This window comes from Tepidicella baoligensis (assembly GCF_013432195.1).
Lineage (GTDB): Bacteria > Pseudomonadota > Gammaproteobacteria > Burkholderiales > Burkholderiaceae_C > Tepidicella > Tepidicella baoligensis.
In genome coordinates this window covers 252,577-279,160 of sequence record NZ_JACCDB010000002.1, presented here as the reverse complement: position 1 = coordinate 279,160, position 26,584 = coordinate 252,577, and the positions used below count along the sequence as shown (strand labels likewise).

The following is a 26,584-nucleotide window of genomic DNA, read 5'->3' as shown; positions in this document are numbered from 1 at the left end:
GAATAATGTCAAACTGTGCATACAGCAAGGAGAATGACATGCGCAATGTACTGTGGGCCGGCGTGGCGGTGGTGGTCATGGGTGCGGCGGGCTGCGCCAACATGTCCGAAGAACAGCAACGGGGCACGACGCGGGGCGCGGCCATAGGCGCCGCAACGGGGGCGGTGCTCGGCGCCGTGACCGACGGCAGCAAAGGCGCAGTCCGAGGCGCCGCCATCGGCGCTGGTGTGGGCGCGGTAGGGGGGCACATCTGGTCCACCCGCATGGAGGAACAGAAGCGCCAGATGGAGGCCAGTACGCGCGGCACCGGCGTGGAGGTGGTACAGACTGCCGACAACCAGCTCAAGCTCAACATCCCGAGCGATGTATCGTTCGCGGTGGGCAGCGCCGACATCCAGCCCAACTTCCGTCCGATTCTCGACACCTTCGCTCAGGGCATGCTGCGCAACCCGGAGGCCCGTGTCGTGATCATCGGCCATACCGACAGCACCGGCTCGGATGCGATCAACAACCCCCTATCCGTCAACCGGGCCGCCAGCGTGCGCGACTACCTCGCTGCGCGTGGGGTGCCCTTGTCGTCGATGTCCATCGACGGACGGGGCTCGCGCGAGCCCATCGCCAGCAACGACACCGCCGAAGGCCGCGCCCGCAACCGCCGTGTCGAGATCTTCATGGCCGAACCCGCGCGTTGAGTCCGCTGCGGCCTGCCCGATAATGGCGCCATGCGGATTCCATTCACGAAAATGCAGGGCGCGGGCAACGATTTCGTCGTGCTCGACGAAACGCAACGCCTCTATGGCCTGACGCCTGCACAGTACCGCTTTTTGGCCGACCGGCATTTCGGTGTCGGTGCCGACCAAATCCTCAGTGTGCGCCCGGCACCTCACCCCGGGGTCGATTTCGCCTACGTGATCCACAACGCCGATGGCGCCGAGGTGGAGAACTGCGGCAACGGTGCGCGCTGCTTTGTGCGTTACGTCCATGATCGCGGTCTGGTTGACCGGCGCCAGGTCCGGGTTCAGGTGCATGGGGGTGAGATGACGCTGCGGCTCGACGACGACGGCCGTGTCACGGTGGACATGGGGCCTCCCGTGTTCGAGCTGCCCCGCATCCCGTTCGAGCCCCAAGGGCTCACACCGCGCTTTGCCGGGTCCTGGGAGGTCTGGCCCCTGCCGCTGGCCTGGATGGGTGGTACCGCCGAGGTGCCGGTGTCGGTGCTCTCCATGGGCAATCCGCATGCCGTGTGGCGAGTCGATGACGTGGCGGCGGCCCCGGTGGCTGACTGGGGGCCACTGATCGAGCGCCATGCCTGCTTTCCCCGGCGCGTGAATGCGGGCTTTGTGCAGGTGGTGGACCGTCGCACCGCCCAGTTGCGGGTGTTTGAACGTGGCGTGGGTGAGACGCTGGCTTGTGGTACCGGCGCCTGTGCGGCCGTGGTGGCCGGCATCCGCCATGGCTGGTTCGACGAGCGGGTGGAGGTGCATCTGCCCGGCGGCATCCTCACCATCGCCTGGGCCATCTCGCAGGGCCTGCAGGCTCCGGTCCTCATGACCGGCCCGGCCGAGCCCGTGTTCGAGGGCGTCATCGACGTGCCCGACATGACCTGACTTTCCCCGACCTCGGAGTGCCTCTTGGATACCCACAGCGCCGTCCCCCCCATCACCGAAGACGACATTGCCCAATTCCTGGTCAATACCCCGGGCTTTTTTGAGCGCCATGCCGAAGTGCTGGCCAGCGTGCAGCTGACCAGTCCGCACGGCCAGCGCGCCGTGAGCTTGCAGGAGCGGCAGGCCGAGATGCTGCGCGACAAGATCCGCCACCTCGAACTCAAGGCCGCCGAGATGATACGCCACGGTCAGGAAAACGTGGTGATCGCCGACCATCTGCATCGCTGGACGCGGGGGCTGTTCATGGTGCGTGAGCCGGCCGATCTGCCGCAGGCCGTCATCGATGGCCTGCGCAACGAGTTCGATCTGCCCCAGGTGGCGCTGCGCTTGTGGGGCCTGCACCCGGACTGGGCGCAGGCTCCATGCTGTCAGGGGGTGAGCGCCGATGCACAGGCCTTTGCCCAGTCGCTCGCCCAGCCCTACTGTGGACCCAACCCTGGGCTGGAAGCGGCGGGCTGGCTGACCAAGCCGGAAGCTGCCGCCTCTCTGGCGCTGATGCCGTTGCGGCCGGCGGCCGAAGAACCGGCCTTCGGCCTGATCGTGCTGGCTTCAGACGATCCCCGACGTTTCCACGCCCAGATGGGCACCGACTTTCTGCGGCGCATCGCCGAGCTTTCGGCGGCGGCCCTGTCGCGCTTGTTGCCCTGAGGGGGCTTGCCAGGCGGTGTGCATGAGCGACGTACCCGACGCCACGCTCATCGATCGCTACCTGGAGCATGTGCGGGTCGAGAAGCGGCTCGCGGCACGCACCCAGGCACTCTACGCCCAGCATCTCGAGACCCTGCGCCGGCGTTGTCAGGCATCCGGTCTCTCGTGGTCGGCGGTGCGGCAGGCGCATGTGCGGCGCTGGGCGGCCGAGTTGCGTGCGGCGGGCCAGCATCCGCGCAGCGTGGCGCTCATCCTCTCGTGCTGGCGTGGTTTCTACACCTGGCAAGGGCGTCAGGGGTGGATCGATCAGCATCCGGTGCAGGGGGTTCGGGCACCCAAGGCTGCCAAGCCCTTGCCCAAGGCGCTGTCGGTGGAGGAGGCGTTGCGGCTGGCCGAGCACGAACCGGCGTCGTCCGTCGGAACAGGCTGGCAGGCAGTGCAGGACCGCTGCATCGTCGAGATGCTCTACGGTTGCGGCCTGCGCATCGCCGAACTGCTCGGCCTGGACACGCGGCACAGCCCCCAGGCTCGGGGCTGGGTGGACCGGGCGGCGGGCGAAGTGCATGTGCTGGGCAAAGGCAGCAAGTGGCGCACGGTGCCGCTGGGCAGCGCCGCAGCCAAGGCCCTTTCGGCCTGGCTGGCCGTGCGTGAGCAGGCCGCCCCGCGCGAGACCGACGCGCTGTTTCTGGGTGCCCGAGGCGCACGCCTGACGCCTCAGGTGGCGCGGCAACGCCTCAAGGCCTGGGCGCTCGGCTCGGGTTTGGCGACCCGGGTGCACCCGCACATGCTGCGGCACAGCTTTGCTTCCCATCTGCTGCAGTCCAGTGCCGACCTGCGGGCCGTACAGGAGCTGCTGGGCCATGCAAGCATCGGCACGACCCAGGTCTATACCCGGCTCGATTTCCAGCATCTCAGCCGCGTGTACGAGGCAGCCCATCCACGAGCGCGCCGCACCGGCAAATAACCCTACTCGGCATGGTGTTTTGAGGTGTGGGTGTGCCCCCGGGGATCAGAATGTCGTCTCTGTTCATATAGAAAACCGAGGAGCCTCTCATGAAAGCCTGGATCACAGCCCTGAAAACCCTGTTGCTGAGTGTGATGTTCAGTGCATCGGTGCACGCCAGCGAACCGGTGAAAGTGGTCTATCACATGAGCGAAGGCATTCCTCAGGCCACACGCGGGCTGAACAACATCCGCAACCACCTGGCGGCGGACCCCACGGCCAAGATCGTGGTGGTCACCCACGGCCTGGGCATCGATTTCCTCATTGAGGGAGCCGCCAACCAGGCCGACCAGCCTTTCGCGGGCGCGATTGCCGATTTGTCCGCCAAAGGTGTGCAGTTCCTGGTGTGCAACAACACCCTGGTCAGTCGCAAGCTCGATCCGGCGAAGATAACAATGGAAGCGAAAATCGTGCCCTCCGGCGTGGCCGAGGTGGCTCGGTTGCAGGCCAAAGAAGGCTTCGTGTACCTGCGCCCCTGAACACATGAATGCATGAGGGCGCGCCGTCACAATAGCGCCCCATGAAAACCATCCGACTCAAGCCGGGTAAGGAAAAATCCTTGCTGCGGCACCACCCCTGGGTATTCGACGGCGCCATCGCCAAAGGCGGAGCCGACCCGGGCGAGACGGTGCGCGTCGAAAGCCACGACGGCACCTTTCTCGCCTGGGGCGCGTACTCGCCTGCTTCACGCATCCGCGTGCGGGTGTGGAGCTTCGAGCAGGCCCAGCGCATCGACGCGGCTTTCCTGCGCGAGCGCTTGCGCCAGGCCATCGGTTTGCGGGACATGTGGCGGCTACCCAGCAACGGCGTCCGGCTGGTTCATGGCGAGTCGGACGGGTTGCCGGGCCTGGTGGTGGACCGTTACGGCGATACGCTGGTGGCCCAGTTCACCAGTTGCGGCCCCGAGCGCTGGAAGCCGGTGCTGGCCGATGCCTTGCTGGAGATCACGGGGCTGCAGCGCCTGTACGAACGCTCGGATGCGAGCGCCCGCGCGCGGGAGGGGCTGCCCGAAGTCACCGGCTGGCTGCGCGGCACTGGCGAGACAGCGCTGACGATACAGGAGCACGGCTGGCGCCTGGGGCTGGACGTGGCCTCGGGGCACAAGACCGGTTACTACCTCGACCAGCGCGACAGCCGGCGCGACTGCGCCGACTGGGTGCGCCGCCTGGGCCTGGGCGAGGTGTTGAATGGCTTCAGCTACACCGGTGGGTTCACCGTGGCCGCGCTGGCTGGCGGGGCCCGGCATGTGACCTCCATCGATTCTTCCGGCCCGGCGCTGGAGCAGGCGCGGGCCAACGTGGCCCTCAACGGGTTCGACCTGTCGCGCTGCACCTTTCTGGACGCCGACGTCAATGCCAGCCTGCGCCGCTTCCAGGCCGAGGGCCGAACGTTCGATGCCATCGTGCTCGACCCACCCAAGCTGGCGCCCACCGTGGCACACGCCGAGCGTGCCGCTCGTGCCTACAAAGACCTGAACCGCCTGGCCCTCCAGTTGCTGCGCCCCGGCGGGGTGCTGTTCACCTACTCCTGCTCCGGGGGCATCGGGGTGGAGCTGTTCCAGAAAATCGTGGCCGGTGCGGCGTTCGACGCCGGGGTGGACGCGGCCATCGTGCAGCGTCAGGGCGGGGCTGCCGACCACCCGGTGGCGCTGGCCTTTCCCGAGGGCGAATACCTCAAGGGTCTGGTGGTGGTGCGGCGCCGCTGAAGCAAGCCCTTGACAGCCGCACTACACTGTGCGTGAGCGGGGCTCAAAGGCCCCGCGATGTTGTTTGACCGATCTGATTTCCCCTCTATCATGGCCCTTATCCCCGCCACCATCCTCACCGGTTTCCTGGGTTCCGGCAAAACCACGCTGCTCAAGCGCGTCCTCAGCGAGGCCCACGGCCAGAAGATTGCCGTCATCGAAAACGAGTTCGGCGAAGAGAACATCGACAACGACATCCTCGTGGCCGACACCGAAGAGCAGATCATCCAGATGAGCAACGGCTGCATCTGCTGCACCATCCGCGAGGACCTGCGCAGCACGCTGTCGACACTGGCCGCCAAGAAGCGCAAGGGCGCGCTGGATTTCGAGCGCGTGATCATCGAGACCACCGGCCTGGCCGATCCCGGCCCGGTGGCTCAGACCTTCTTCATGGACGACGAAGTGGCCGAAAGCTTTCTGCTGGACTCCATCATCACGCTGGTGGACGCCAAACACGCGATGCAGCAGCTCGACCATCGTTTGGAGGCGCAGCGTCAGGTGGGGTTTGCAGACCAGATCTTCATCAGCAAGGCCGACCTGGTCGACGCCAACGAGCTGGACGCACTCATGCACCGGCTCAAGCACATGAACCCGCGCGCGCCGGTCGAGACCGCGCATTTCGGCGCGGTGCCTCTGAGCCAGGTGCTCGATCTGCGCGGCTTCAACCTCAACGCCAAGCTCGACATCGACCCGGACTTCCTCAAGGCCGACGAGCATGGGCACGATCACCACGATCACAGCCACTGCGACCATGACCACGGTCACTGTGCACACGAAGGGCACCACCACGACCATGCCCACGGGCATCATCACCATCACGACGATGATGTGAAGAGCTTCGTCTATCGTGCCGATCGGCCGTTCGACCCGCTCAAGCTGGAAGACTTCCTGGGTGCGATCGTCCAGGTCTATGGCCCGAAGCTGCTGCGCTACAAGGGTGTGCTGCACATGAAAGGGACCGAGCGCAAGGTCATCTTCCAAGGGGTGCACCAGCTCATGGGATCCGATCTGGGGCCCGAGTGGAAGCCTGGCGAGGCGCGACAGAGCAAGATGGTGTTCATCGGCATCGACCTGCCGCGCGACATCCTGATCCAGGGCCTGGAACAGTCGCTGGCCTGACCCCGCGCTGACCCCGTGCCCGGCAGGACGTACAATCGGCCGCGTCCGGATCCTACGTCCCCTTGCAACCCACGACAACTTCAAGCAAGATGGGGCTCGCGGGATCCATCACGGCCGCCTCGGCGGCCTCAGAGAGGAGTATCGTCGTGAAAGACACAGCCAAGTCGCCTCCCGCGACCCAGCGCACAGCCGCTGGCAAGAGCCCAGCCCGTTCCAGCAAGGCGGCTGACGCGCAGGCTGCCCCGGTCAAGACGTCCGCCTTGCGAGCTGGCAGCGAGGTGAAGGTCGCGGCCGTCAACAAGCGCGCCGAGCGTGCTGCCATGCAGGCGCAGATGAGTCAGTCCGTTGCTCCCTCCCACCACCCCGACGCGGCCAAGGCCACCTTCACCCCGTCCCAAGAGCGTGACATGACACCGATCTCTCCCGCCCCCATCAAAAAGGACCCCAAGCTGGCCAACAACTGGAAAACCAAGCCGGTGGATCAGTTGACGGACGCCGACGTCCTGGCCATGCCCGACAGCGAGTACATGAACGAGGTGCAGCTTGCCTACTTCCGGCGCAAGTTGGAACAACTCAAGCGCGACATCCTCATCAACGCGGGCGAGACCACCGAGCACCTGCGTGAGGAAACCGTCGTGGTGCCCGATCCGGCCGACCGTGCCACCATCGAAGAGGAACACGCGCTCGAGCTGCGCACCCGTGACCGCGAGCGCAAGCTGCTCAAAAAGATCGAGCAGTCCATCGCGCGGATCGACTCAGGTGACTACGGCTACTGTGACGAGACCGGCGAGCCCATCGGCGTGGGCCGGCTGCTGGCCCGACCCACGGCCAGCCTGTCCATCGAGGCGCAGCAGCGTCGCGAGCTCAAGCAGAAGCTGTTCGGCGACTGAGACGAGGTCGAGCCCGGGAGCGATGCCAGTCGCACCGGGCCGAATCGCCATGGGCAAAGGAGAAACGGGTTCCTCCGGGCTGCTGTCCAGGCTGGCGCGCTTGGTGCGCCATCCGACGCTGGACTGGGGTGAACTCGACCAGCGCGTGCGGGGCGTCCACGAGGAGCGCGAGGCGCTGAAGGCGGCGATCCTGCGCAAGCGCCGCAACGACAAGGTCCGCCACCAGGAATTGAACCACCTGCGCGCGGTCTTGCAGGCGCGACGTCAGATGCCGTCCGTTGCATCATCCGGTGGCACGGGGGCGAGCGGGCAGGGCGCATCGGTCCTGCCGTCCTCGTTCCAGCAGGCATCGTCCGGTGATGCGGACAAGCACCGGACCATCGAGCAGATCGCCCGCATCGAGCAGCAGATGTCCCAGAACTGGCTGCGACGACGCCGGCAGGGCGAGCCTGGTGGCCTACACATCGGCAGTGGCACCACCATCCCGGCCCGTCTGGAAGGTGGGGTGACGCAGCCTGCTCATCTCGGTGCCCGGGTGGAGCTTCTGGATGCGGAAAGCATCCCCATCGACGTGGTGGCCAGCGACCCCAACGCACCCGGTGCCGACCTCATGGAGGCGTTGGCCCATCCGGCGATCGCGCAAGCGGCCGTTTTGTTCGCCAACGGCGAGATGGAGCGTGCCGAGCAAGGTCTGCGTGCGTTGATGGCCCAGGAGGTGCGATCACTCACCGCCCGTGTGGCAGGGTTGGCGCTGCTGGACCTGTTTCATGCCCGCCGCGACTTCGAAGCGTTCGAAGAGTTCGCGGCCGAGTTCGCCGAACGCTTCGGGGTGCCGGTGCCGCGTTGGCCCATGGCCATGCCACCCTCTCAGGTGTCGGAGCCTGCGCCGGTGTCGGCGGGGCACAGCGGCAGCGGCGGGTGTTGGACCTGTCCGATGTTCCTCGACGAAGCGGCGGTGGCGGAGTTGGAGCGCGTCATCGCCGAGCCGGGAGCGGTCAAATGGATCGACTGGGCGGGACTGCTGTCCGCCGATTTGCCGGCGGCACGGGCGCTCTGCCAAGCGGTCGATGGCTGGTTGATGCGTCCGATCGAGTTTCGCTTTCTGGGGGCAGCGGTGCTGCGGCGCCGCCTCAAGGCCAGCACCCCCTCGGGTCGGCGGGAAAACGATCCGGTCTGGTGGCTCTTGCGCTTGGCCCTGCTGAGGTTGATGCGACGGCGCGACGAATTCGACCTCGCCGCGCTGGATTACTGCGTCACCTATGGGGTGTTGCCCCCCAAATGGTCGCAGCCGAGGTGTGGCTTCGAGGCGGTGGACAGCCTGCCGAGCCCGCCGCCCGGCCTCGATGTGCATGAATGGCCCGCCGTGGCCACCACCATGCTCGGTAGCGAGACGATGTTTCCCCCGGCGCCCACGCAGGTGTCCTCGGAATGGCCGACCACCTTGCCGTCCGTTTCCGGTGCGGCCGTGCAACTGGCCGGCACCCTACAGGGCGATATGCCCGAGGCCCTGGCTGCCCTGGACGCGGCGCTGCAGGGGCATGCGCCCGGCAAGGTCTTCGCGGTGGATTGTCAGTGGCTGGATCGCCTCGATTTGCCGGCCGCCAGCACCTTGATGCAGTGGCTCATGGCCGCCATGACCAAGGGGGTGCAGGTGGAGCTGCGGGGCGTCAGCCGCCTGCTGGCGGCGTTTTTCCGTGTGGTGGGTATTGACGAGGCGGTCAGCGTGCGCCTGCGACAATACTGAACATGGAACACAAGGACTCTTCCCTTTTTTACGGCACCACCATCGTCTGCGTGCGCCGCGTCACGCCGCAGGGTGTGCAGGTGGCCATCGGCGGTGACGGCCAGGTCACGCTCGGCAACATCGTCGTCAAAGGCACGGCGCGCAAGGTGCGCAAGCTCTACCACGGGCAGGTGCTGGCCGGGTTTGCCGGCGCCACCGCTGATGCCTTCACGCTGTTCGAGCGCTTCGAAGCCAAGCTGGAAAAGCACCAGGGCCATCTGGTGCGGGCCGCCATCGAGCTCACCAAGGACTGGCGCACCGACCGGGTGCTGCGCCGCCTGGAGGCCATGCTGGCCGTGGCCGACAAGACCGCCAGCCTGATCATCACCGGCAACGGCGACGTGCTGGAGCCCGAGCACGGCATCGTGGCCATCGGCTCGGGTGGCGCCTACGCCCAGTCGGCGGCCAAGGCGCTGGTCGATCACACCGATCTCGACGCTGAAACCATTGTCCGCCAATCCCTCGCCATTGCGGGCGAGCTGTGCATCTACACCAACATGAACCACACCATCGAGGTCCTGTAAGCATGTCGTCTGCCATGACCCCCCAGGAAATCGTCTCCGAGCTGGACGCCCACATCATCGGCCAGACACAGGCCAAGCGCGCCGTGGCCATTGCGCTGCGCAACCGTTGGCGTCGCCAGCAGGTGGACGAAAAACTCCGCCCCGAGATCACGCCCAAGAACATCCTCATGATCGGCCCCACTGGCGTGGGCAAGACCGAGATCGCGCGCCGCCTGGCCAAGCTGGCCAATGCGCCCTTCATCAAGGTCGAGGCGACCAAGTTCACCGAGGTCGGCTACGTCGGCAAGGACGTGGACAGCATCATTCGTGACCTGGTGGACATGGCCGTGAAGCAGACGCGCGAACAGGCGTCGGCCAAGGTGCGCGCCCGCGCCGAGGACGCCGCCGAAGAGCGCATCCTGGATGCGCTGATACCGCCACCGCGCCTGGGCGACGGCGAGGTGGACCGCGACAGCACCGCCCGCCAGGTGTTCCGCAAGAAGCTGCGCGAAGGCCAGCTGGACGACAAGGAGATCGAGATCGAGGTCTCCGCCATGCAACCCCATCTGGAGGTGATGACCCCGCCCGGCATGGAAGAGATGGCCGAGCAGTTGCGTGGCATGTTCTCGCAGCTCGGTGGTGCCAAGCGCAAGACGCGCAAGCTCAAGATCGCGGAGGCGCGCCAGCTGCTGATCGACGAGGAGGCCGCCAAGCTGGTCAACGAGGAAGAGATCAAGCTGCAGGCCATCCACAACGCCGAGCAGAATGGCATCGTCTTCATCGACGAGATCGACAAGGTCACCAGCCGCAGCGAAGGCCAGAGCACCGGCGAGGTGTCGCGCCAGGGGGTGCAGCGCGACCTGCTGCCGCTGGTCGAGGGCACCACGGTGTCCACCAAGTACGGCCCGATCAAGACCGACCACATCCTGTTCATTGCCAGCGGGGCGTTCCACCTGAGCAAGCCCAGCGACCTGATTCCCGAGCTACAGGGGCGTTTCCCGATCCGGGTCGAACTGCAATCCCTCTCCGTGGCCGACTTCGAGGCCATCCTCACGCAGACGCACGCCAGTCTGGTGCGCCAATACCAGGCGCTGCTGGCGACCGAAGGCGTGACCGTGACCTTCACGCCCGAAGGCATCACCCGTCTGGCGCAGATCGCCCACGAGGTGAACGAGCGCACCGAGAACATCGGCGCGCGCCGCCTCTCCACGGTGATGGAGCACCTGCTCGATGAGGTCAGCTTCGACGCTGTCAAGCTCAGCGGGCAGACGGTGACGGTGGATGCCGCCTACGTCGATGCCCGCCTGTCGGCGCTGAGCCAGAACGAGGACTTGTCGCGCTACATCCTCTGATCGAGGCCGCTGTTCGCATCCCCGGAGGGTTAACCCGATGTACCCGGGGGCTGTTGCGTGCTAGCGTTGAGTCACGTGGCGGGAGACGGCCCGTCGAGCGGAGGACGTGATAACGATGTCGATCAGATCCTGTGGCCGAACCCACTGTCTACCGGGCGCGGTTTTGCCCGACTGCCGGGTGCGACAGACCCGGTTGGAGGCCGTTCCCGGCACCCTGTTGATTCCGCTGGCCGCCCGGGCCTACGGTGCGCAGCTGTACCCTTGGCTCGAATGCGCGGACACGCAGGCCCGGCATCTGCTCGATTGTCTGGGCGTGGACTGTGCCCCGCTGTTGCAGGATCGGGTCGCGGTGCTCAACGTACTGTGGCGCACCCGCGTGATCAAGGCGTGGGCCGAAGCATTTTTCCAGCAATACCCTGCCGCCACCGGCGTTGCCCTGGGGTGTGGACTTTCACACTACTTCCAGTGGCTGGACAACGGAGCGAACCGCTGGATCGATGCCGATTTGCCCGAGGTGTGTGCATTGCGCGCTGCCCTGCTGCCCCCGGCCCGCGACCGGCGGATCAACGCCGAGGTGGATCTGTCGCGCCCCGGTTGGTGGGACACGCTGCGCCTGCCGGCTTTCGATGCAGAGACGCCGCTGTTCCTCATCTGCGAGGGCGTGCTGATGTACTTGCCGCCGGCACAGGCGCAAGCCATCGTGGCCGAGTATGCGGCGCACGCTCCGCCGGGGTCCGTTTTCGTGCTGGATGCCATCTCTCATCTGGGCGTGGGCCAAGCACGGCACAGCCTCAGCGTGGGCCCCACGGGCGCCGAATTTCGTTGGGGATTGCGGCAAACCGATGAACTTCTGGCCGTCCATCCGCGTCTGAGACTCGCCGAGTCGCGCAGCGTCTCCGAATGCTACGGCTGGATGGGCTGGGCCGCCGAGATGCTGTGCATGCCCTGGTTCGGCGCGCCCCTCTACTCTTTGGTGGCGCTGACGGTCGGGCCCCGTTGATCGTTCAAGCACAGGAGGATGTTTCGTGAGCCAACCCGTGCTCGCTGCTCTCGTTTTGGGCTTCGCGGCTTGGGCGACAGCCTGGGCCGAAGCCCCGCTTCGTCTGACGCCGGCCGAGCAGGCCCGCCTCGATGCGTGGGAGACGCATCGAGCCCACGCCGTTTCCCATGCCAACCTGCACGCCTCCCAGGAGGCCCTCGATGAACTGGCCCATGTGCTGGACGGGCATCCGCGCGTGCTGCTGGGTGAGGATCTGAGCGGCGCCTGGAAGTGTCGGACCGTGCGGCTTGCGCAGGCGCGGCCCGTGACGCTGTTCCCCTGGTACGACTGCCGGATCACCGAAGATGCGATGGGCTTGCGGCTGGAGAAGTTGGGCGGGGCATGGCGCAGCCATGGGCGGCTGCATCCCCGCAGCGACCGTGACATGATCTATGTCGATGACGCCCAGCGCCAAGTGGCCGTCGTGGTGAGCCCACTGCCTGATCGCTTGCGGTTGGAGTTCCCTCGACCCCGCCCAGACGTGACGCTGGAAATCCTCGAACTGCGCCGCTGAACCCCTGCTGGAGAGCCGCTTTGGGTTGTCGTGGGCCATGTCCCAACGCATGGCCGAGCACCTGCGTGATGCCACCCGAAAGCTCAAACTCTTTGCGAAGATGAACCGCGCGCTGAGCCGTGAGCTCTCGCCACCGGCTGCCCCGGATGGCGGCTCTTCCTCGTTCGGCGATCCGGCCAATCCTTGAGGCCTGGTGTGCCGGTGTCGCTCGCGTGGGCGGCAGGTCGGATCAAGCTTAGAAATCACTTCCACATTAAACCCTAAGTCTTTATTTATTGAGGGTTTTTGCCTTGATTCGGCCTTCGATTCGGGCTCTAAGTCTTTGATTCCATTCGAAAAAAAGCGGTGCGGTGGTGTGCAGGCGCCCATTTTGGTGATACAGTGGAAAAAAGTGTCATTAAGTGGTGAAAAGTGGGTTTCAAGGCCTGACGATCGTGTTCCAAGGTGCTTCCTCTCTCAGTCTCGATGCCAAGGGTCGGCTCTCAGTGCCGACCCGGCATCGCGACGTCCTGAGCGCCACGGCAGGCGGCCAACTCACCGTCACCAAGCACCCTCATGGCTGTCTGATGGTGTTTCCCCGCAACGAATGGGAAAAATTCCGTGAGCGCATCGCGGCCCTGCCCATGTCGGCCCAGTGGTGGAAGCGCATCTTCCTGGGTAACGCCATGGATTGCGAGATGGACGCCAACGGGCGGGTGCTGATCTCGCCGGAGCTGCGTGCCGCTGCCGGACTCACCAAAGAGGCCATCCTGCTGGGCATGGGCAACCATTTCGAGCTCTGGGACGCGGAGGCGTACGCGGCCCAGGAGGCCGAGGCCATGCAGGGCGAGCTGCCCGACGCCCTCAAGGACTTTTCTTTCTGAGGCCCGGCGGTGCAAGCGTCTTACACACATTGCACCGTCTTGTTGAACGAAGCGGTCGATGCCCTTCACATCCAACCAGACGGTCACTACATCGACGCGACGTTCGGTCGTGGCGGGCATTCGCGGCTCATCTTGTCGCGCCTGTCGGCGGCGGGCCGGTTGACGGTGTTCGACAAGGACCCGCAGGCGGTGGCGGTGGCGCGCGAGATGGCCGCCGCTGACCCCAGGCTGAGCGTGCGCCACGAGGGTTTCAAGGCGCTGGGGGAGCTGGCTCCCGCCAGTGCCGACGGCATCCTGATGGACCTCGGGGTGAGTTCCCCCCAACTCGACGACCCCAAGCGGGGTTTTTCCTTCCGGCACGACGGGCCGCTGGACATGCGCATGGACCCCACCCGGGGCATGAGCGTGGCCGAGTGGCTGGCCGAGGCCGACATTGCCCAGATGGCGGAGGTGATTCGTGAATACGGCGAAGAACGGTTTGCTCAACAGATTGCAAAGGCGATTGATCGTCGCCGACAGGAACGGGGCCCTGTTCGAACCACCGCCGAGCTGGCCGAAGTCGTGGCTGGCGCGGTCAAAACCCGCGAGCCGGGCAAGGACCCTGCAACGCGCACATTTCAGGCTCTTCGGATTTTCATCAACGCCGAGCTTGAGGAGCTGCAACAAGCGTTGAATGCCAGTCTGCGGGTGCTCAAGCCGGGGGGCTGGTTGGTGGTGATCAGCTTCCATTCCCTGGAAGACCGCATCACCAAGCAGTTCATGGTGCGCCATTCGAAAGCGGTCTACGACCGTCGCGCGCCGTTTGCGCAGCCTCCAGCCATGGCGTTGGAGCAGGTGGGCCGGGTCATGCCTTCGGATGACGAGGTGAGCGCGAACCCGCGTGCGCGCAGCGCGGTCATGCGTGTGGCCTGCCGCACCACGGCTGCTGCGGAGGGGGTGGCATGACCCGGCTCAATCTCGTGTTGCTGTTGGCGGTGCTGGCCAGTGCGTTCTACCTCGTGCACCTGCAGTACGAGTCGCGCCGGCTCTATGTCGCCATGGAGCGTGCCCGTTCGGTGGCTGACCGGCTGGCGGCAGATCATGAACAGCTCGTGGTGCAGAAGCGGGCCCAAGCCACACCGGCTCGCGTGCAGCAATTGGCCGTCAGTCAATTGCAGATGCGTCCCGCCCATCCTGGCATCACCGAGTACGTGCATTTGCCGGCCCAAGGCGGCACCGATGGGGCTGCGGCCGGGCAGGTGCAGCGTCTGCTTGGGCCCGCGCCGGCGGTGGAGGGGCGTCCATGAGGCGCGGCATCGCCTACGGCTCCAGCCCCTTGTTGACCAGTGCCACGCCAGTCTGGCGCAGCCGGCTCATCGTGGCGGGTTTTGCGTTGGCGTTTCTGGGACTGGCGGGGCGTGCCGCCTATGTGCAAGTGTTCGGCAACGAGTTCTACCAGCGCCAGGGCGAAGTGCGTTTCGCCCGCACGCTGGAATTGCCGGCCAACCGGGGGCGCGTGTTGGACCGAAATGGGTTGATCCTGGCCACCAGCGTGGTGGCGCAAAGCGTCTGGGCGATTCCGGAGGACGTCGACCGCAGCCATCCCAAGCTGCCCGAGATGGCCCGGCTGTTGGGCATGTCGATGACCGAGCTGAATCGCCGGCTCGATGCCCACCCCACCTTCGTGTGGATGCGGCGACAGGTGGATGAACCCGTGGCACTGCAGGTGCGCGACCTGGGCATACGCGGCGTGTATCTGCGCAAGGAATACAAGCGCCAGTACCCCGAAGGGGAGGCGGCCGCCCATGTGGTGGGGTTCACCAACGTGGAGGATGTCGGCCAGGAAGGGATCGAGCTGGCGTTCAACGAGCGCTTGTCGGGCCGGCCGGGCTCGCGCCGGGTGATCCGCGACCGTCTGGGGCGCGTGATCGAGGACGTGCGGGAGGCCATTCCTCCGGTCGATGGGCAGGATATCCAGCTGTCCATCGACAGCAAGATCCAGTTCTTCGCCTACGAGCGCTTGCGCGATGCGGTTCGGGAGCACAAGGCCAAGGGAGGCAGCATCGTGGTGCTGGACGCGGTCACTGGCGAAGTGCTGGCGCTGGCCAACTACCCGAGCTACAACCCCAACCTGCGGCGCAACCTCAGCGGGGAGCAATTGCGTAACCGCGCCCTGACCGACACCTTCGAGCCGGGCTCCACGGTGAAGCCTTTCATCGTCGCCCTGGCACTGGAGCGCGGGCTGGTCAAGCCAGATACCGTGGTCGATACCAGTGCCGGGCGCATGACCATGGGCGGGTTCACCATCAGCGACGTGAAGGACTACGGACCTCTGACGGTCAACCAGGTGATCCAGAAATCCAGCAACGTGGGCACGGTACGGTTGGCGATGCAGATGCCCGCACGCGACATGTGGGAGACCTATGTGCAGGCGGGTTTTGGTCAAAAGCCGCAGGTGCCGTTTCCCGGAGCGGTCAGCGGACGGTTGCGGGCTTACAAATCCTGGCGCCCGGTGGAGCAGGCGACCATGAGCTACGGCTATGGCCTGTCCACCTCGCTGTTTCAGTTGGCGCAGGCCTATACCGTGTTCGCGCGCGATGGTGAGCTGGTGCCCGTGACCTTGTTGCGCAGCGACGAGAAGGCCAAAGGCGTGCCGGTGTTCAGCGAACGCCATGCGCTCGCGGTGCGTCGCATGCTGGAAATGGCCACTGGCCCCGGCGGGACGGCCCAACGCGCGCAGACCGTCGGGTATTCGGTCGGTGGCAAGACGGGTACCGCCCGGGTGCAGGAGGGCAAGGGGTATGCGGCACGTCGCTATCGCAGTTTTTTCGTGGGCTTCGCTCCGGTCGAGTCGCCACGGGTGGTGGTGGCCGTCATGATCGACGAACCCAGCAATGGCCATTATTTCGGCGGCGTGGTCGCCGCTCCGGTGTTCAGTGCCACGGTCCAGCAAACGCTGCGGGTGCTGGGTGTGGAGCCAGATATGAGCGTACAGCCCCACATCGTGGCCGAAGTCGTGGAGGAGCCCTTTTGATGAGGCACCTGACCCATGCCGCCGAGGCAGCCGCATGGCTGAAGGAGCACCAGGCGCGGCGTCTGGTGTGCGACAGTCGGCAACTGCAGGCGGGCGACGCATTCGTGGCCTGGCCCGGCAGCGGGCAGGATGGGAGGCGTTTTGTCAACGCGAGTTTGAGGGCCGGAGCCACTGCGTGCCTGATCGAAGCCGAAGGCGCCGAGTTGTGGGGTTTCACCGACGACCGCATCGCCGCCTTTGCCGGCCTCAAAGGTTGGGCCGGCGAGATCGCAGCGGAGTTCGCTGACCATCCCTCACGACGCCTTCGAACCGTGGCCGTGACCGGCACCAACGGCAAGACGTCCACCGCCTGGTGGTGCGCCCAGTGGTTGTCCGCCGTGGGCCATCCGGCGGCCCTGATCGGTACGCTCGGGGCCGGCGTACCCCATGAGGCGTTGCAGCCCACCGGGTTCACCACGCCCGATCCGATGACCTTGCAGGCGCTGCTCAAACGCTTCGTCGACGAAGGTCGGCGCACCGTGGTGATGGAGGCCTCTTCCATTGGGATCGAGGAAGGCCGCTTGAACGGCACGCACCTGCACACGGCGGTGTTCACCAACCTGAGTCAGGACCATCTCGACTACCACGGCACCATGGAAGCCTACTGGGCGGCCAAGCGCGCGTTGTTCGACTGGCCTGGTCTGCAGGTGGCCGTGGTGAACCTGGACGATGCGCATGGCCGGTCGCTGGCCGATGAACTGGCCGCTCGCACGCCCGCCATGACGCTCTGGACCGTGTCCGTGGACGAGGCAGCGCCCGGGCATCGTGGCGCCAGCTTGCGCGTGGCCGAGCGTGCCTGGACGGCCACCGGTTTGCATTTCGTGGTCGAGGAGCAGCCTTCGGGCGAGCGCGTGGCCATGGCGCTGGGTGTGGTGGGTGACTACAACCTGTCCAACCTGCTGTGTGCATTGGCGGTGCTGCGTTCGGGGGGGGTGTCGCTGGCCGACGCGGCCCAGGCCAGCCATGCCCTGACGGCGGTACCCGGTCGCATGCACGCGGCCTGGGCCGATGGGCCTGCCGATCTGCCTCTGGTGCTGGTGGACTACGCCCACACCCCCGATGCGCTCGAAAAAGCGCTGCGTGCCCTGCAGCCGCTGGCGGCGCACCGGGGTGGTCGTCTGTGGTGCGTATTCGGCTGCGGCGGGGATCGTGATCGCGGCAAGCGCCCGCTGATGGCCGCTGCGGCCGAGCGCGAGGCGGCACGACTGGTGCTGACCAGCGACAACCCGCGCAGTGAAGACCCGTTGCAGATCCTCTTCGACATGCAAGCCGGGCTCACCGAGCCCGTGCGCGCGATCGTGGAGCCGGACCGTGCCGAGGCGATCCGGGAGGCGGTCAACATGGCCGATGCGCGGGATGTGATCCTGCTTGCCGGCAAAGGGCATGAAGATTACCAGGAGGTGGCGGGGGAAAAGCGCCCGTTTTCCGACGTGGTCCAGGGCCGTCAGGCGCTGCAGGCCCGCTGGCAGTCGCAGCAGGGAGGAGCCGCATGAACACCTTGGCTGAACTGTTGCCGTTGCTCTCGGGTGCCCGTGTGATGGGCAGCCTGACGGCGCCCATCGAGCGGGTGCATACCGACACCCGCAGCCTGCGTCCCGGAGACCTGTTCGTGGCCCTGCGAGGCGAGCGTTTCGACGCGAACGACTTGTTGGTCCAGGCCAAGGCAGCCGGTGCGGTGGGCGCCGTGGCCGAGCGCGGGCTCGGCCAAGCCGGTCTGGGGGGGGTCGAGGTGCCGGACGCCCGGCGTGCCCTGGGTGAACTGGCTGCGATCTGGCGCAGGCAATTCCATTTGCCACTGGTGGCGGTCACGGGCAGCAACGGCAAAACCACCGTCACCCAGATGATTACCGCCATCCTGCGTGCGGCGGTGGGGGATGCCGCATTGGCGACGCAAGGGAACTTCAACAACGATATCGGCGTGCCCCTGACCCTGTTGCGTCTGCGGCCGTCGCACCGGCTGGCCGTGCTCGAACTCGGGATGAACCATCCAGGCGAAATCGCTGCATTGGCTGCCATGGTCCAGCCCAGCGTCGTGCTGGTCAACAACGCGCAGCGCGAGCACCAGGAGTTCATGGCGTCGGTGGAGGCGGTGGCGCGGGAAAACGCCAGCGCTTTCGACGCGCTGCCGGCCGAGGGCGTGGCGGTGTTTCCAGCGGGGGATGCCTACAGCGGCCTGTGGCGGGAGCTGGCGGCGGGTCGCAAGGTGTTGACCTTCAGCGACGCCGACCAGCAAGCCGACGTGTTCGCGCAGCAGGCCGTGTGGGTCGATGGGGCTTGGTCGCTGGAGATCGCCTCTCCGGCGGGAGCCTTTCAAGCCCGTGTGCGGGTGGCGGGCAGGCACAACGCGCGCAATGCCCTGGCTGCGACGGCGTGCGCACTTGCCGTGGGCATTGCACCGCAAGCGATCGCTCGGGGGTTGTCGAGCTTCGAAGCAGTGGCGGGGCGTTCCCGGACCTTGCCCCTCGCGCTCGATGACCGCACGCTCACGTTGGTGGACGACAGCTACAACGCCAATCCGGATTCGGTGTGCGCCGCCATCGATGTGCTGGCCGAGCTGCCAGCGCCGCGGGTGTTGGCGTTGGGCGACATGGGCGAAGTGGGAGACCAGGGATTGGTCTTCCACGACGAGGTCTTGCGTCATGCCCTCGACTGCGGTATCGAGCATGTGCTCGTCACCGGCGCGTGGATGGTGCAGGCCGCAGCCGGGTTGGCGCATGAAGGTGCCGGGCGGTTGCGCAGTTACGGCGACATCGAACCCCTGATCGAGGATGCGCTTGCTTTGCTGCCAACGGCGGGCAGCGTACTGGTGAAAGGCTCGCGCTTCATGCGCATGGAGCGGCTGGTGCAGGCCTTGCAGGGCGCTGGTGGCTGCGTCACGACACAGGAAGGAGCATCGCATGCTGCTTAGTCTGGCTCTCTGGCTGCAGGGCTTGGGCCCGGAGTTCGGTTTTCTGCGGGTGTTCCAGTACCTGACGTTTCGGGCCGTGATGGCGGCGATGACTGCCTTGCTGGTCGGCATCGCGGCGGGGCCTTACTTCATTCGCCGGCTCACCGAGCTCAAGATCGGCCAGCCCATTCGCGGCTACGCCATGCAGACCCATTTGAGCAAGAGCGGCACGCCCACCATGGGGGGTGTATTGGTGCTGTTTGCGATCACGCTCTCGACCCTGCTGTGGTTCGACTGGAGTAACCGCTTCGTGTGGATCGTGCTCGCGGTCATGCTTGGCTTCGGGGCGATCGGCTGGGTGGACGATTGGCGCAAGGTGGTCAACAAGGACCCGGAGGGCATGCGTTCGCGTGAAAAGTATCTCTGGCAGTCCGTCATCGGCCTGCTGGCGGCGTTCTACCTGGTGTTTGCGATTTCCGAAGGCTCGAACGAGCGTGTGTTCCGCCTGTTCCTGGAATGGGTGCGGTCGGGTTTCAGCATCGATTTGCCCGAGCAGACCGGCCTGATGGTGCCCTTCTTCAAGGAGGTGAGCTACCCCTTGGGCGTGTTCGGGTTCGTGCTGCTCACCTACCTGGTGATCGTGGGCTCCAGCAACGCCGTCAACCTCACCGACGGCCTGGACGGCCTGGCCATCATGCCGGTGGTCATGGTGGGGTCGGCCCTGGGCGTGTTTGCCTATGTCACGGGCAATGCGGTGTTCGCGCGCTACCTGCTGCTGCCGCACATCCCGGGCACGGGCGAGGTGCTCATCTTCTGCGCCGCCATGGCCGGCGCTGGGCTGGCCTTCCTCTGGTTCAACGCCTACCCGGCCCAGGTGTTCATGGGCGACGTCGGGGCGCTGGCGCTGGGCGCAGCGCTGGGCACCATCGCGGTCATCGTGCGGCAGGAGATCGTGCTGGCCATCATGGGCGGCATCTTCGTGGCCTCGGCCGTGTCCGTGATGCTGCAGGTCACCTGGTTCAAGTACACCAAGCGCCGCTACGGCGAAGGCCGGCGCCTGTTCAAGATGGCCCCGTTGCATCACCACTTCGAGAAGTCCGGCTGGCGCGAAACCCAAGTGGTGGTGCGCTTCTGGATCATCACCATGCTGTTGTGCCTGATCGGCCTGTCCACCCTGAAACTGCGATGAAACACGCCTTGCCGCCGCTCAACGATCGCCACGTGCTGGTGCTGGGGCTGGGCGCCTCCGGCCTGGCCATGGCGCGCTGGTGCGCGCTGGCCGGTGCCCGTGTGACGGTGGCCGATACCCGCGAAGCGCCGCCTCACGCATCCACCCTGGATACCGAGTTGCCGGGCGTGCGGCGGGTGCAGGCTCGCTTCGACGAGACGCTGTTTGCCGCCGAGCCCTGGGCGCTGGTGTGCCGCAGCCCCGGCATTGCCCCGGCCCAGATGGAGGGGTTGCAAGCCGCCGCTGCTGCGGTGGGCGTGCCCGTGGTGGGCGAACTGAGCCTGTTTGCACAGGCCTTGCGGGCGCTGGCCGAGCCTTCGGCAGAAACCGCCCCCGATGCCGCACCGTATCGGCCCGCCGTGTTGGCCATCACGGGCACCAACGGCAAGACCACGACCACCGCGCTCACGGCCCACCTGTTGCGCGAGGCGGGCTGGTCGGTGGCGATGGCTGGCAACATCGGCCCCACCCTGCTCGACGAATTGCGCCAGGCGTTGCAAACCGGCGCCTGGCCCCAGGCCTGGGTCCTGGAACTGTCCAGTTTCCAGCTCGACGGCGTGAACGATTTCGAGCCCACCGCCGCCACCGTGCTCAACATCAGCCAGGACCACCTGGACTGGCACGGCAGCATGGCGGCCTACGCCGAGGCCAAGCGCCGGATTTTTGGCCGAACGGGCCTGATGGTGCTCAACCGCGACGATCCGATGGTCATGGGCTGGCAGCCCCAGCCCGTGACCGTGCGGGAAGGCCCACGCACGCGCACGGAGCCGGGGCGCCCCTGTGTGACCTTTGGAACCGAATGCCCTCGCCGCGCCGGTGACTGGGGGCTGGAGGTGGTCAACGGCATGACCTGGCTGGTACGGGCCCTGCCGGTGGACGACACACGGCGCAAGGGCCGACACGCCGGCGAAGAAGAGGCAACCTACCTGCAACGGCTGATGCCGGCGGAGGCCCTGCGCATCCGCGGCCGCCACAACGCCAGCAACGCGCTGGCCGCGCTGGCCCTGGCCACCGCGGCCGGAGTTCCCTTGGCACCCATGCTGCACGGTCTGCGCGACTACCGGGGTGAGCCGCATCGGGTCGAGCCGGTGGGCATCGTCGGTGAAGTGGAGTACATCGACGACAGCAAGGGCACCAATGTCGGGGCCACGCTGGCGGCCCTCAACGGGCTGGGGGCCGAGCGCAAACTGGTGGTGATCCTGGGCGGCGACGGCAAGGGGCAGGACTTCGAACCCCTCGCGGCGGCCGTGGCCCGGCATGCGCGTGCGGTCGCACTCATCGGACGCGATGCTCCGGCGCTGCGCGCCGTGCTGGCGCCCACCGGCGTGCCGCTGTCCGACTGGGCCAGCCTGCCCGAGGCCGTGCGCTGGTGTGCCCGACAGGCCCGGCCCGGTGACGCGGTGCTGCTGTCCCCCGCCTGCGCGAGTCTCGACATGTTCCGCGACTATGCCCACCGCGCAGCCGTGTTCGTCGAGACCGTGCGCGAGTTGCAGCACGAGGAGGGCACACCGGCATGAGCCAGCCACGCCTCTTGCATCCCTTCAGTCGCCTGACCCGCTGGTGGGGCAGTGTCCGCACCGCCCAAGACGCAGCCCGTGACTGGGTGGGCGATCTGCCGGTGCGGCTGTCGAGCCGGGATTACGCGCGTGGCCGAACCGCCGTGGTGCGTGAGATGGGCTTTGACCAGACGTTGCTCTGGGTCATCGTTGCCTTGCTCTGCTGGGGCCTGGTGATGGTCTATTCCGCGTCCATCGCACTGCCCGACAACCCGCGTTTTCGCAACTACAGCCACGAGCATTTCGTGCTCCGCCACGCGATCGCGATCTGCATCGGAGCCGTGGCCGCCTTGCTCGCCTTTCAGGTGCCCATGAGCCGCTGGGAGCAGTGGTCGCCCTGGCTTTTCTTCGGCGCACTGGTGTTGCTGGTGGTCGTGCTCATTCCCTTCATCGGTAAAGGGGTGAACGGGGCCCGCCGCTGGATTCCCCTGGGCGTGATGAATTTCCAGCCGTCCGAGCTCGCCAAGCTCGCGATGGTCATGTATGCCGCAGGCTACATGGTGCGCCGCATGGAGGTCAAGGAGCGCTTTTTCCGGGCGGTGGCACCCATGGGGGTGGCGCTCGGTCTCGCCGGCTTGCTGCTGCTGATGCAGCCCGACATGGGCGCCTTCATCGTGATCGCCGTGATTGCCATGGGCATCCTGTTCCTGGGAGGGGTCAATGCGCGCATGTTTTTCCTCATCTTTGGCCTGCTCACGGCGGTGTTCGCCCTGCTGATCCTGAGTTCACCCTGGCGCCGTGAACGGGTGTTCGCCTACCTGGACCCGTTCAGCGCCGAGCATGCTCTGGGCAAAGGCTATCAGCTCTCGCACTCGCTGATTGCGCTCGGGCGCGGCGAATGGTTCGGTGTGGGATTGGGGGGCAGTGTGGAGAAGCTGCACTGGCTTCCCGAGGCCCACACCGATTTCCTGCTGGCCGTCATCGGCGAGGAGTTCGGGCTGGTGGGGGTGCTGATCCTGATCGCCCTGTTCATGTGGATGGTTCGGCGCATCATGCAGATCGGGCGGCAGGCCATAGCGCTGGATCAGGTCTTCGCCGGCCTGGTGGCTCAGGGCATTGGCCTGTGGATCGGTTTTCAGGCGTTCATCAACATCGGCGTGAACCTGGGGACCCTGCCCACCAAGGGACTGACGCTGCCATTCATGAGCTATGGCGGATCGGCGATTCTCATGAACATCGTGGCCATGGCCGTGGTGCTGCGCATCGACCATGAAAACCGCAAGCTGATGCACGGAGGCCGGGTATGAGCAAGATTGCCTGTGCGCTCGTGATGGCCGGTGGCACCGGTGGGCACATCTTCCCCGGCCTGGCCGTGGCCGAGGCCCTGCGCGCCGAGGGTTGGCGCGTGCACTGGCTCGGTGCGCCTGACAGCATGGAGGAGCGGCTGGTAACGCCGCGCGGCTTTGCATTCGAACCGGTGGCATTTGGCGGCGTGCGTGGCAAGGGTCTGCTCACGCTGGCCCTGTTGCCGGTGCGCCTGTTGCGGGCCTTCTGGCAGAGCCTGGCCGTGGTGCGGCGTGTGAAGCCCGACGTGGTGTTGGGCCTGGGCGGCTACATCACCTTCCCGGGCGGCATGATGGCGGTATTGGCGGGCAAGCCCTTGGTGCTGCACGAGCAAAACGCCGTGGCCGGGATGGCCAACAAGGTGTTGGCCAGAGTCGCTGACCGGGTGTTCACCGCCTACCCCCAGGCACTGGCCAAGGGCGAGTGGATCGGCAATCCGTTGCGTGCGGAATTCCTCCAGCAGCCTGTACCGGCGCAGCGTTTTGCCGGTCGCACCGGCCCGCTCCAGGTGCTGGTGGTGGGCGGTAGCCTCGGGGCCAAGGCCTTGAACGACATCGTCCCGCAGGCGCTGGCGTTGATTCCTGCCGAGCGGCGTCCGGTCGTGACGCACCAAAGCGGCGAGAAGCAGATCGGCGCCCTGCAGGCGGCCTACGCACAAGCCGGAGTCGAGGCCACCCTGACGCCTTTCATCCAGGACACGGCGGCAGCCTTCGCCGCTGCGGACGTGGTGATCACGCGCGCCGGCGCCAGCACCGTCACCGAGCTGGCCGCGGTCGGAGCGGCGGCCATTTTCGTGCCCTTCCCGCACGCCGTGGACGATCACCAGACCCACAACGCCCGCTTCTTGGTGGATGCGGGTGCCGCCTGGCTGGTGCCACAAACCGAACTCACGGCCCAGGGGCTGGCCAGCATGCTGCAGGCTTTGACCCGCAGCGACCTCCAGGCCCGTGCCGAGAAGGCGCGCGCCCTGGCCCAAACCGAGGCCGTGCCTACCCTTGTGCGGGCCTGCCGCGACCTGGCCCAACATCCCCTAGCCTCAACGGGAGGCCATGTATGAAACACGCGATCCGCCACATTCATTTCGTCGGTATCGGTGGCGCAGGCATGAGCGGCATCGCCGAAGTGCTGCTCAACCAAGGCTACACCATTTCGGGCAGCGACCTGAGCGACAGCGCCACCACCCGGCGCTTGCAGCAGCTCGGAGCACGCATCCACATCGGCCACGCCGCGGCCCACATCGAGGGGGCCGACTGCATCGTCACCTCCACCGCCGTCACGGCCGACAACCCCGAGGTGGCGGCCGCGCACGCCAAGCTTCTGCCGGTGGTGCCGCGCGCCATCATGCTGGCCGAGCTGATGCGCATGAAAAAAGGCATCGCCATCGCCGGCACCCACGGCAAGACCACCACCACCAGCCTGGTGGCCAGCGTGCTGGCCGCCGCCGAACTGGATCCCACCTTCGTCATCGGCGGGCGACTCAACAGCGCGGGTGCCAATGCACGGCTCGGCTCGGGCGAATACATCGTGGTCGAGGCCGACGAGTCCGATGCCTCTTTCCTCAACCTGCTGCCGGTCATGGCCGTCGTCACCAACATCGACGCCGACCACATGGACACCTACGGCCACGATTTTGGCCGGCTCAAGCAGGCGTTCGTCGATTTCCTGCACCACATGCCGTTCTACGGCGCTGCCATCGTGTGCGTGGACGATCCGAATATCCGCAGCCTGCTCGGCGACATCCAGCGCCCCATCACCACCTACGGTGTGAGCGAGGACGCGCAGGTGCGAGCGCTCGATATCCGCGCCATCGGTACCCAGATGCATTTCCGCGTACAGCGCCGCAACGGGGTGAGCTTGCCCGATCTGGAGGTGGTGCTGAACCTGCCGGGCCAGCACAACGTGCTCAACGCGCTGGCGGCCATTGCCGTGGCTGTGGAGCTGGGCGTGCCCGATGCCGCTGTGCTCGACGCGCTGGCCAACTTCAAAGGGGTGGGCCGGCGCTTCCAGCGCTACGGCGAGGCGCCCCTTCCCACTGGCGGCACCGCCACCGTGGTGGACGATTACGGCCACCACCCGGTCGAAATGGCCGCCACCTTGTCCGCCGCACGCGGGGCTTTTCCTGGGCGCCGCCTGGTGCTGGCCTTTCAGCCGCACCGCTACACCCGCACGCGCGACTGCTTCGAGGATTTCGTCAAGGTCATCGGCCAGGCCGATGCGGTGTTGCTGTCCGAAGTCTATGCAGCGGGCGAAGCGCCCATCGTGGCAGCCGACGGCCGGGCCCTGGCCCGTGCGTTGCGCGTGGCCGGGAAGGTGGAGCCGGTGTTCGTGGATGACATCGCCGCCATGCCGCAGGCCATTCTGGACAACGCCCGCGACGGCGATGTGGTTCTGTGCATGGGGGCCGGCTCCATCGGTGCGGTGGCAGGTCAAGTGATCGCTCTGGCGACGGCCGGGGCAGACAAGCAGGTGAGCGCATGAGCGCAGCAACAACGATCGATCCGAAAGCCCTGGGCAAGGTGGCCGTGCTCATGGGCGGGCATTCCGCCGAGCGCGAGGTCTCCCTCATGTCGGGCACCGGCGTGCTGGAGGCCCTTCGGCGTGTGGGGGTGGACGCCCATGCCTTCGACCCCGCCGAGCGGGACCTGGGAGAACTCCGGCGCGAGGGCTTCCAGCGGGCCTTCATCGCCCTGCATGGGCGCTTCGGCGAAGACGGCACGGTGCAAGGCGCCCTCGAATTGCTGGGCATTCCCTACACCGGGCCGGGTGTGCTGGCGTCCAGCGTCTCCATGGACAAGGTGATGACCAAGCGCATCTGGCGTGCCGAAGGCCTGCCCACGCCGGACTGGCGGCAGGTGGCCAGCGCCGCTGAGACCGAAGCCGCTTTCACCGCATTGGGCGCCCCGATGATCGTCAAGCCCGCGCGCGAGGGGTCCACCATCGGCCTGACCAAGGTCACCGACGCTGCGCAGTGCGCCGAGGCCTATGCGCTGGCCGCCCGGCATGACCCCGAGGTGCTGTGCGAACAGTTCATCAGCGGCGACGAAGTCACCTGTCCGGTGCTGGGCACTGGCGCACAAGCCCGTGCCCTGCCGGTGATCCGCATCGTCGCGCCCGGCGGCAACTACGACTACGAGCACAAGTACTTCACCGACGACACCCAGTACATCGTGCCGTGCGACCTGCCGGCTGGTGAGGAGGCCGTCATTCAGGCCCTGGTGCTCCAGGCCTATCGGACCCTGGGTTGCCGGGGTTGGGCCCGTGCCGACGTGATGATCGACGCCCGCACCCGCCAGCCCTATCTGCTGGAAATCAACACCTCTCCCGGCATGACTGGCCATTCGCTGGTGCCGATGTCGGCCCGTGCCGTGGGCGTGGATTATGAAGCGCTGTGCCTGCAGGTACTGGCCAGCGCCGCTCTCGACAACCCACTGCCCTCAGGAGGCCGGGGCTGA

General features: G+C 66.6%; 26 protein-coding genes. All 26 read left to right on the top strand.

What is annotated here, in order from left to right; genetic code table 11:
- Positions 1-38 precede the first annotated feature (38 nt).
- The 26 genes from HZS63_RS04195 to HZS63_RS04070 all read left to right on the top strand — a co-directional run bounded on the left by HZS63_RS04195 (position 39) and on the right by HZS63_RS04070 (position 26,584).
- Complete coding sequence (locus HZS63_RS04195) at positions 39-692, top strand: YiaD family glycine zipper/OmpA-like lipoprotein (protein ID WP_180682789.1); 654 nt, start codon at positions 39-41, stop codon at positions 690-692.
- 30 nt (positions 693-722) lie between these two features.
- Entirely contained in the window at positions 723-1,607 is an 885-nt protein-coding gene (gene dapF, locus HZS63_RS04190) for a diaminopimelate epimerase (RefSeq protein ID WP_180682788.1), read from the top strand.
- 24 nt (positions 1,608-1,631) lie between these two features.
- Complete coding sequence (locus tag HZS63_RS04185) at positions 1,632-2,315, top strand: DUF484 family protein (RefSeq protein ID WP_180682787.1); 684 nt, start codon at positions 1,632-1,634, stop codon at positions 2,313-2,315.
- A gap of 22 nt (positions 2,316-2,337) precedes the next feature.
- Positions 2,338-3,279, top strand: a complete 942-nt coding sequence (locus HZS63_RS04180; RefSeq protein WP_180682786.1) for a tyrosine recombinase XerC — start codon at positions 2,338-2,340, stop codon at positions 3,277-3,279.
- A gap of 89 nt (positions 3,280-3,368) precedes the next feature.
- Entirely contained in the window at positions 3,369-3,797 is a 429-nt protein-coding gene (locus HZS63_RS04175) for a DsrE family protein (protein WP_180682785.1), read from the top strand.
- 41 nt (positions 3,798-3,838) lie between these two features.
- Positions 3,839-5,023 (top strand): class I SAM-dependent rRNA methyltransferase, encoded by a 1,185-nt coding sequence (locus tag HZS63_RS04170; RefSeq protein WP_180682784.1) that lies wholly within the window; start codon positions 3,839-3,841, stop codon positions 5,021-5,023.
- Between the two features lie 90 nt (positions 5,024-5,113).
- Positions 5,114-6,181 (top strand): CobW family GTP-binding protein, encoded by a 1,068-nt coding sequence (locus HZS63_RS04165; RefSeq protein WP_180682783.1) that lies wholly within the window; start codon positions 5,114-5,116, stop codon positions 6,179-6,181.
- Positions 6,182-6,327: 146 nt separating this feature from the next.
- Positions 6,328-7,071 carry an RNA polymerase-binding protein DksA gene (dksA, locus tag HZS63_RS04160; protein WP_343039944.1) on the top strand — a complete coding sequence of 248 codons (744 nt, stop codon included), beginning with the start codon at positions 6,328-6,330 and terminating at the stop codon, positions 7,069-7,071.
- A 49-nt stretch (positions 7,072-7,120) separates the two neighbouring features.
- Complete coding sequence (locus tag HZS63_RS04155) at positions 7,121-8,815, top strand: STAS domain-containing protein (RefSeq protein WP_180682782.1); 1,695 nt, start codon at positions 7,121-7,123, stop codon at positions 8,813-8,815.
- 2 nt (positions 8,816-8,817) lie between these two features.
- Complete coding sequence (gene hslV / locus HZS63_RS04150) at positions 8,818-9,378, top strand: ATP-dependent protease subunit HslV (protein ID WP_180682781.1); 561 nt, start codon at positions 8,818-8,820, stop codon at positions 9,376-9,378.
- Between the two features lie 2 nt (positions 9,379-9,380).
- Positions 9,381-10,709, top strand: a complete 1,329-nt coding sequence (hslU, locus tag HZS63_RS04145; protein ID WP_180682780.1) for an ATP-dependent protease ATPase subunit HslU — start codon at positions 9,381-9,383, stop codon at positions 10,707-10,709.
- 115 nt (positions 10,710-10,824) lie between these two features.
- Complete coding sequence (locus HZS63_RS04140) at positions 10,825-11,709, top strand: class I SAM-dependent methyltransferase (protein WP_180682779.1); 885 nt, start codon at positions 10,825-10,827, stop codon at positions 11,707-11,709.
- Positions 11,710-11,734: 25 nt separating this feature from the next.
- Positions 11,735-12,262, top strand: a complete 528-nt coding sequence (locus HZS63_RS04135) for a DUF4893 domain-containing protein (protein WP_180682778.1) — start codon at positions 11,735-11,737, stop codon at positions 12,260-12,262.
- Positions 12,263-12,311: 49 nt separating this feature from the next.
- Positions 12,312-12,449, top strand: a complete 138-nt coding sequence (locus tag HZS63_RS04130) for a hypothetical protein (protein ID WP_180682777.1) — start codon at positions 12,312-12,314, stop codon at positions 12,447-12,449.
- 247 nt (positions 12,450-12,696) lie between these two features.
- The gene (mraZ, locus tag HZS63_RS04125) at positions 12,697-13,125 is read left to right on the top strand and encodes a division/cell wall cluster transcriptional repressor MraZ (protein WP_180682776.1); all 429 of its coding nucleotides are present in this window, start codon (positions 12,697-12,699) and stop codon (positions 13,123-13,125) included.
- Positions 13,126-13,134: 9 nt separating this feature from the next.
- A complete protein-coding gene (gene rsmH, locus HZS63_RS04120) occupies positions 13,135-14,070 on the top strand; it encodes a 16S rRNA (cytosine(1402)-N(4))-methyltransferase RsmH (protein WP_180682775.1) in 936 nt (311 codons plus the stop codon).
- The gene (gene ftsL / locus HZS63_RS04115) at positions 14,067-14,411 is read left to right on the top strand and encodes a cell division protein FtsL (protein ID WP_180682774.1); all 345 of its coding nucleotides are present in this window, start codon (positions 14,067-14,069) and stop codon (positions 14,409-14,411) included. The genes rsmH and ftsL overlap by 4 nt, the downstream gene beginning before the upstream one ends.
- Positions 14,408-16,138: a peptidoglycan D,D-transpeptidase FtsI family protein gene (locus HZS63_RS04110; protein WP_180682773.1), complete on the top strand. Its 1,731-nt coding sequence runs from the start codon at positions 14,408-14,410 to the stop codon at positions 16,136-16,138. Before ftsL ends, HZS63_RS04110 begins: the two co-directional genes overlap by 4 nt.
- The gene (locus tag HZS63_RS04105; protein ID WP_180682772.1) at positions 16,138-17,670 is read left to right on the top strand and encodes a UDP-N-acetylmuramoyl-L-alanyl-D-glutamate--2,6-diaminopimelate ligase; all 1,533 of its coding nucleotides are present in this window, start codon (positions 16,138-16,140) and stop codon (positions 17,668-17,670) included. The genes HZS63_RS04110 and HZS63_RS04105 overlap by 1 nt, the downstream gene beginning before the upstream one ends.
- On the top strand, positions 17,667-19,085 hold the full coding sequence (locus HZS63_RS04100) for a UDP-N-acetylmuramoyl-tripeptide--D-alanyl-D-alanine ligase (protein WP_180682771.1): 1,419 nt from the start codon (positions 17,667-17,669) through the stop codon (positions 19,083-19,085). Before HZS63_RS04105 ends, HZS63_RS04100 begins: the two co-directional genes overlap by 4 nt.
- Entirely contained in the window at positions 19,075-20,253 is a 1,179-nt protein-coding gene (gene mraY / locus HZS63_RS04095; RefSeq protein WP_180682770.1) for a phospho-N-acetylmuramoyl-pentapeptide-transferase, read from the top strand. The genes HZS63_RS04100 and mraY overlap by 11 nt, the downstream gene beginning before the upstream one ends.
- Positions 20,250-21,809 (top strand): UDP-N-acetylmuramoyl-L-alanine--D-glutamate ligase, encoded by a 1,560-nt coding sequence (gene murD, locus HZS63_RS04090; RefSeq protein ID WP_180682769.1) that lies wholly within the window; start codon positions 20,250-20,252, stop codon positions 21,807-21,809. Before mraY ends, murD begins: the two co-directional genes overlap by 4 nt.
- Positions 21,806-23,095, top strand: a complete 1,290-nt coding sequence (gene ftsW, locus HZS63_RS04085) for a putative lipid II flippase FtsW (protein ID WP_180682768.1) — start codon at positions 21,806-21,808, stop codon at positions 23,093-23,095. Before murD ends, ftsW begins: the two co-directional genes overlap by 4 nt.
- Entirely contained in the window at positions 23,092-24,189 is a 1,098-nt protein-coding gene (gene murG / locus HZS63_RS04080; protein WP_180682767.1) for an undecaprenyldiphospho-muramoylpentapeptide beta-N-acetylglucosaminyltransferase, read from the top strand. The genes ftsW and murG overlap by 4 nt, the downstream gene beginning before the upstream one ends.
- Positions 24,186-25,610 carry a UDP-N-acetylmuramate--L-alanine ligase gene (gene murC, locus HZS63_RS04075; RefSeq protein WP_180682766.1) on the top strand — a complete coding sequence of 475 codons (1,425 nt, stop codon included), beginning with the start codon at positions 24,186-24,188 and terminating at the stop codon, positions 25,608-25,610. Before murG ends, murC begins: the two co-directional genes overlap by 4 nt.
- Positions 25,607-26,584, top strand: a complete 978-nt coding sequence (locus tag HZS63_RS04070) for a D-alanine--D-alanine ligase (RefSeq protein WP_180682765.1) — start codon at positions 25,607-25,609, stop codon at positions 26,582-26,584. Before murC ends, HZS63_RS04070 begins: the two co-directional genes overlap by 4 nt.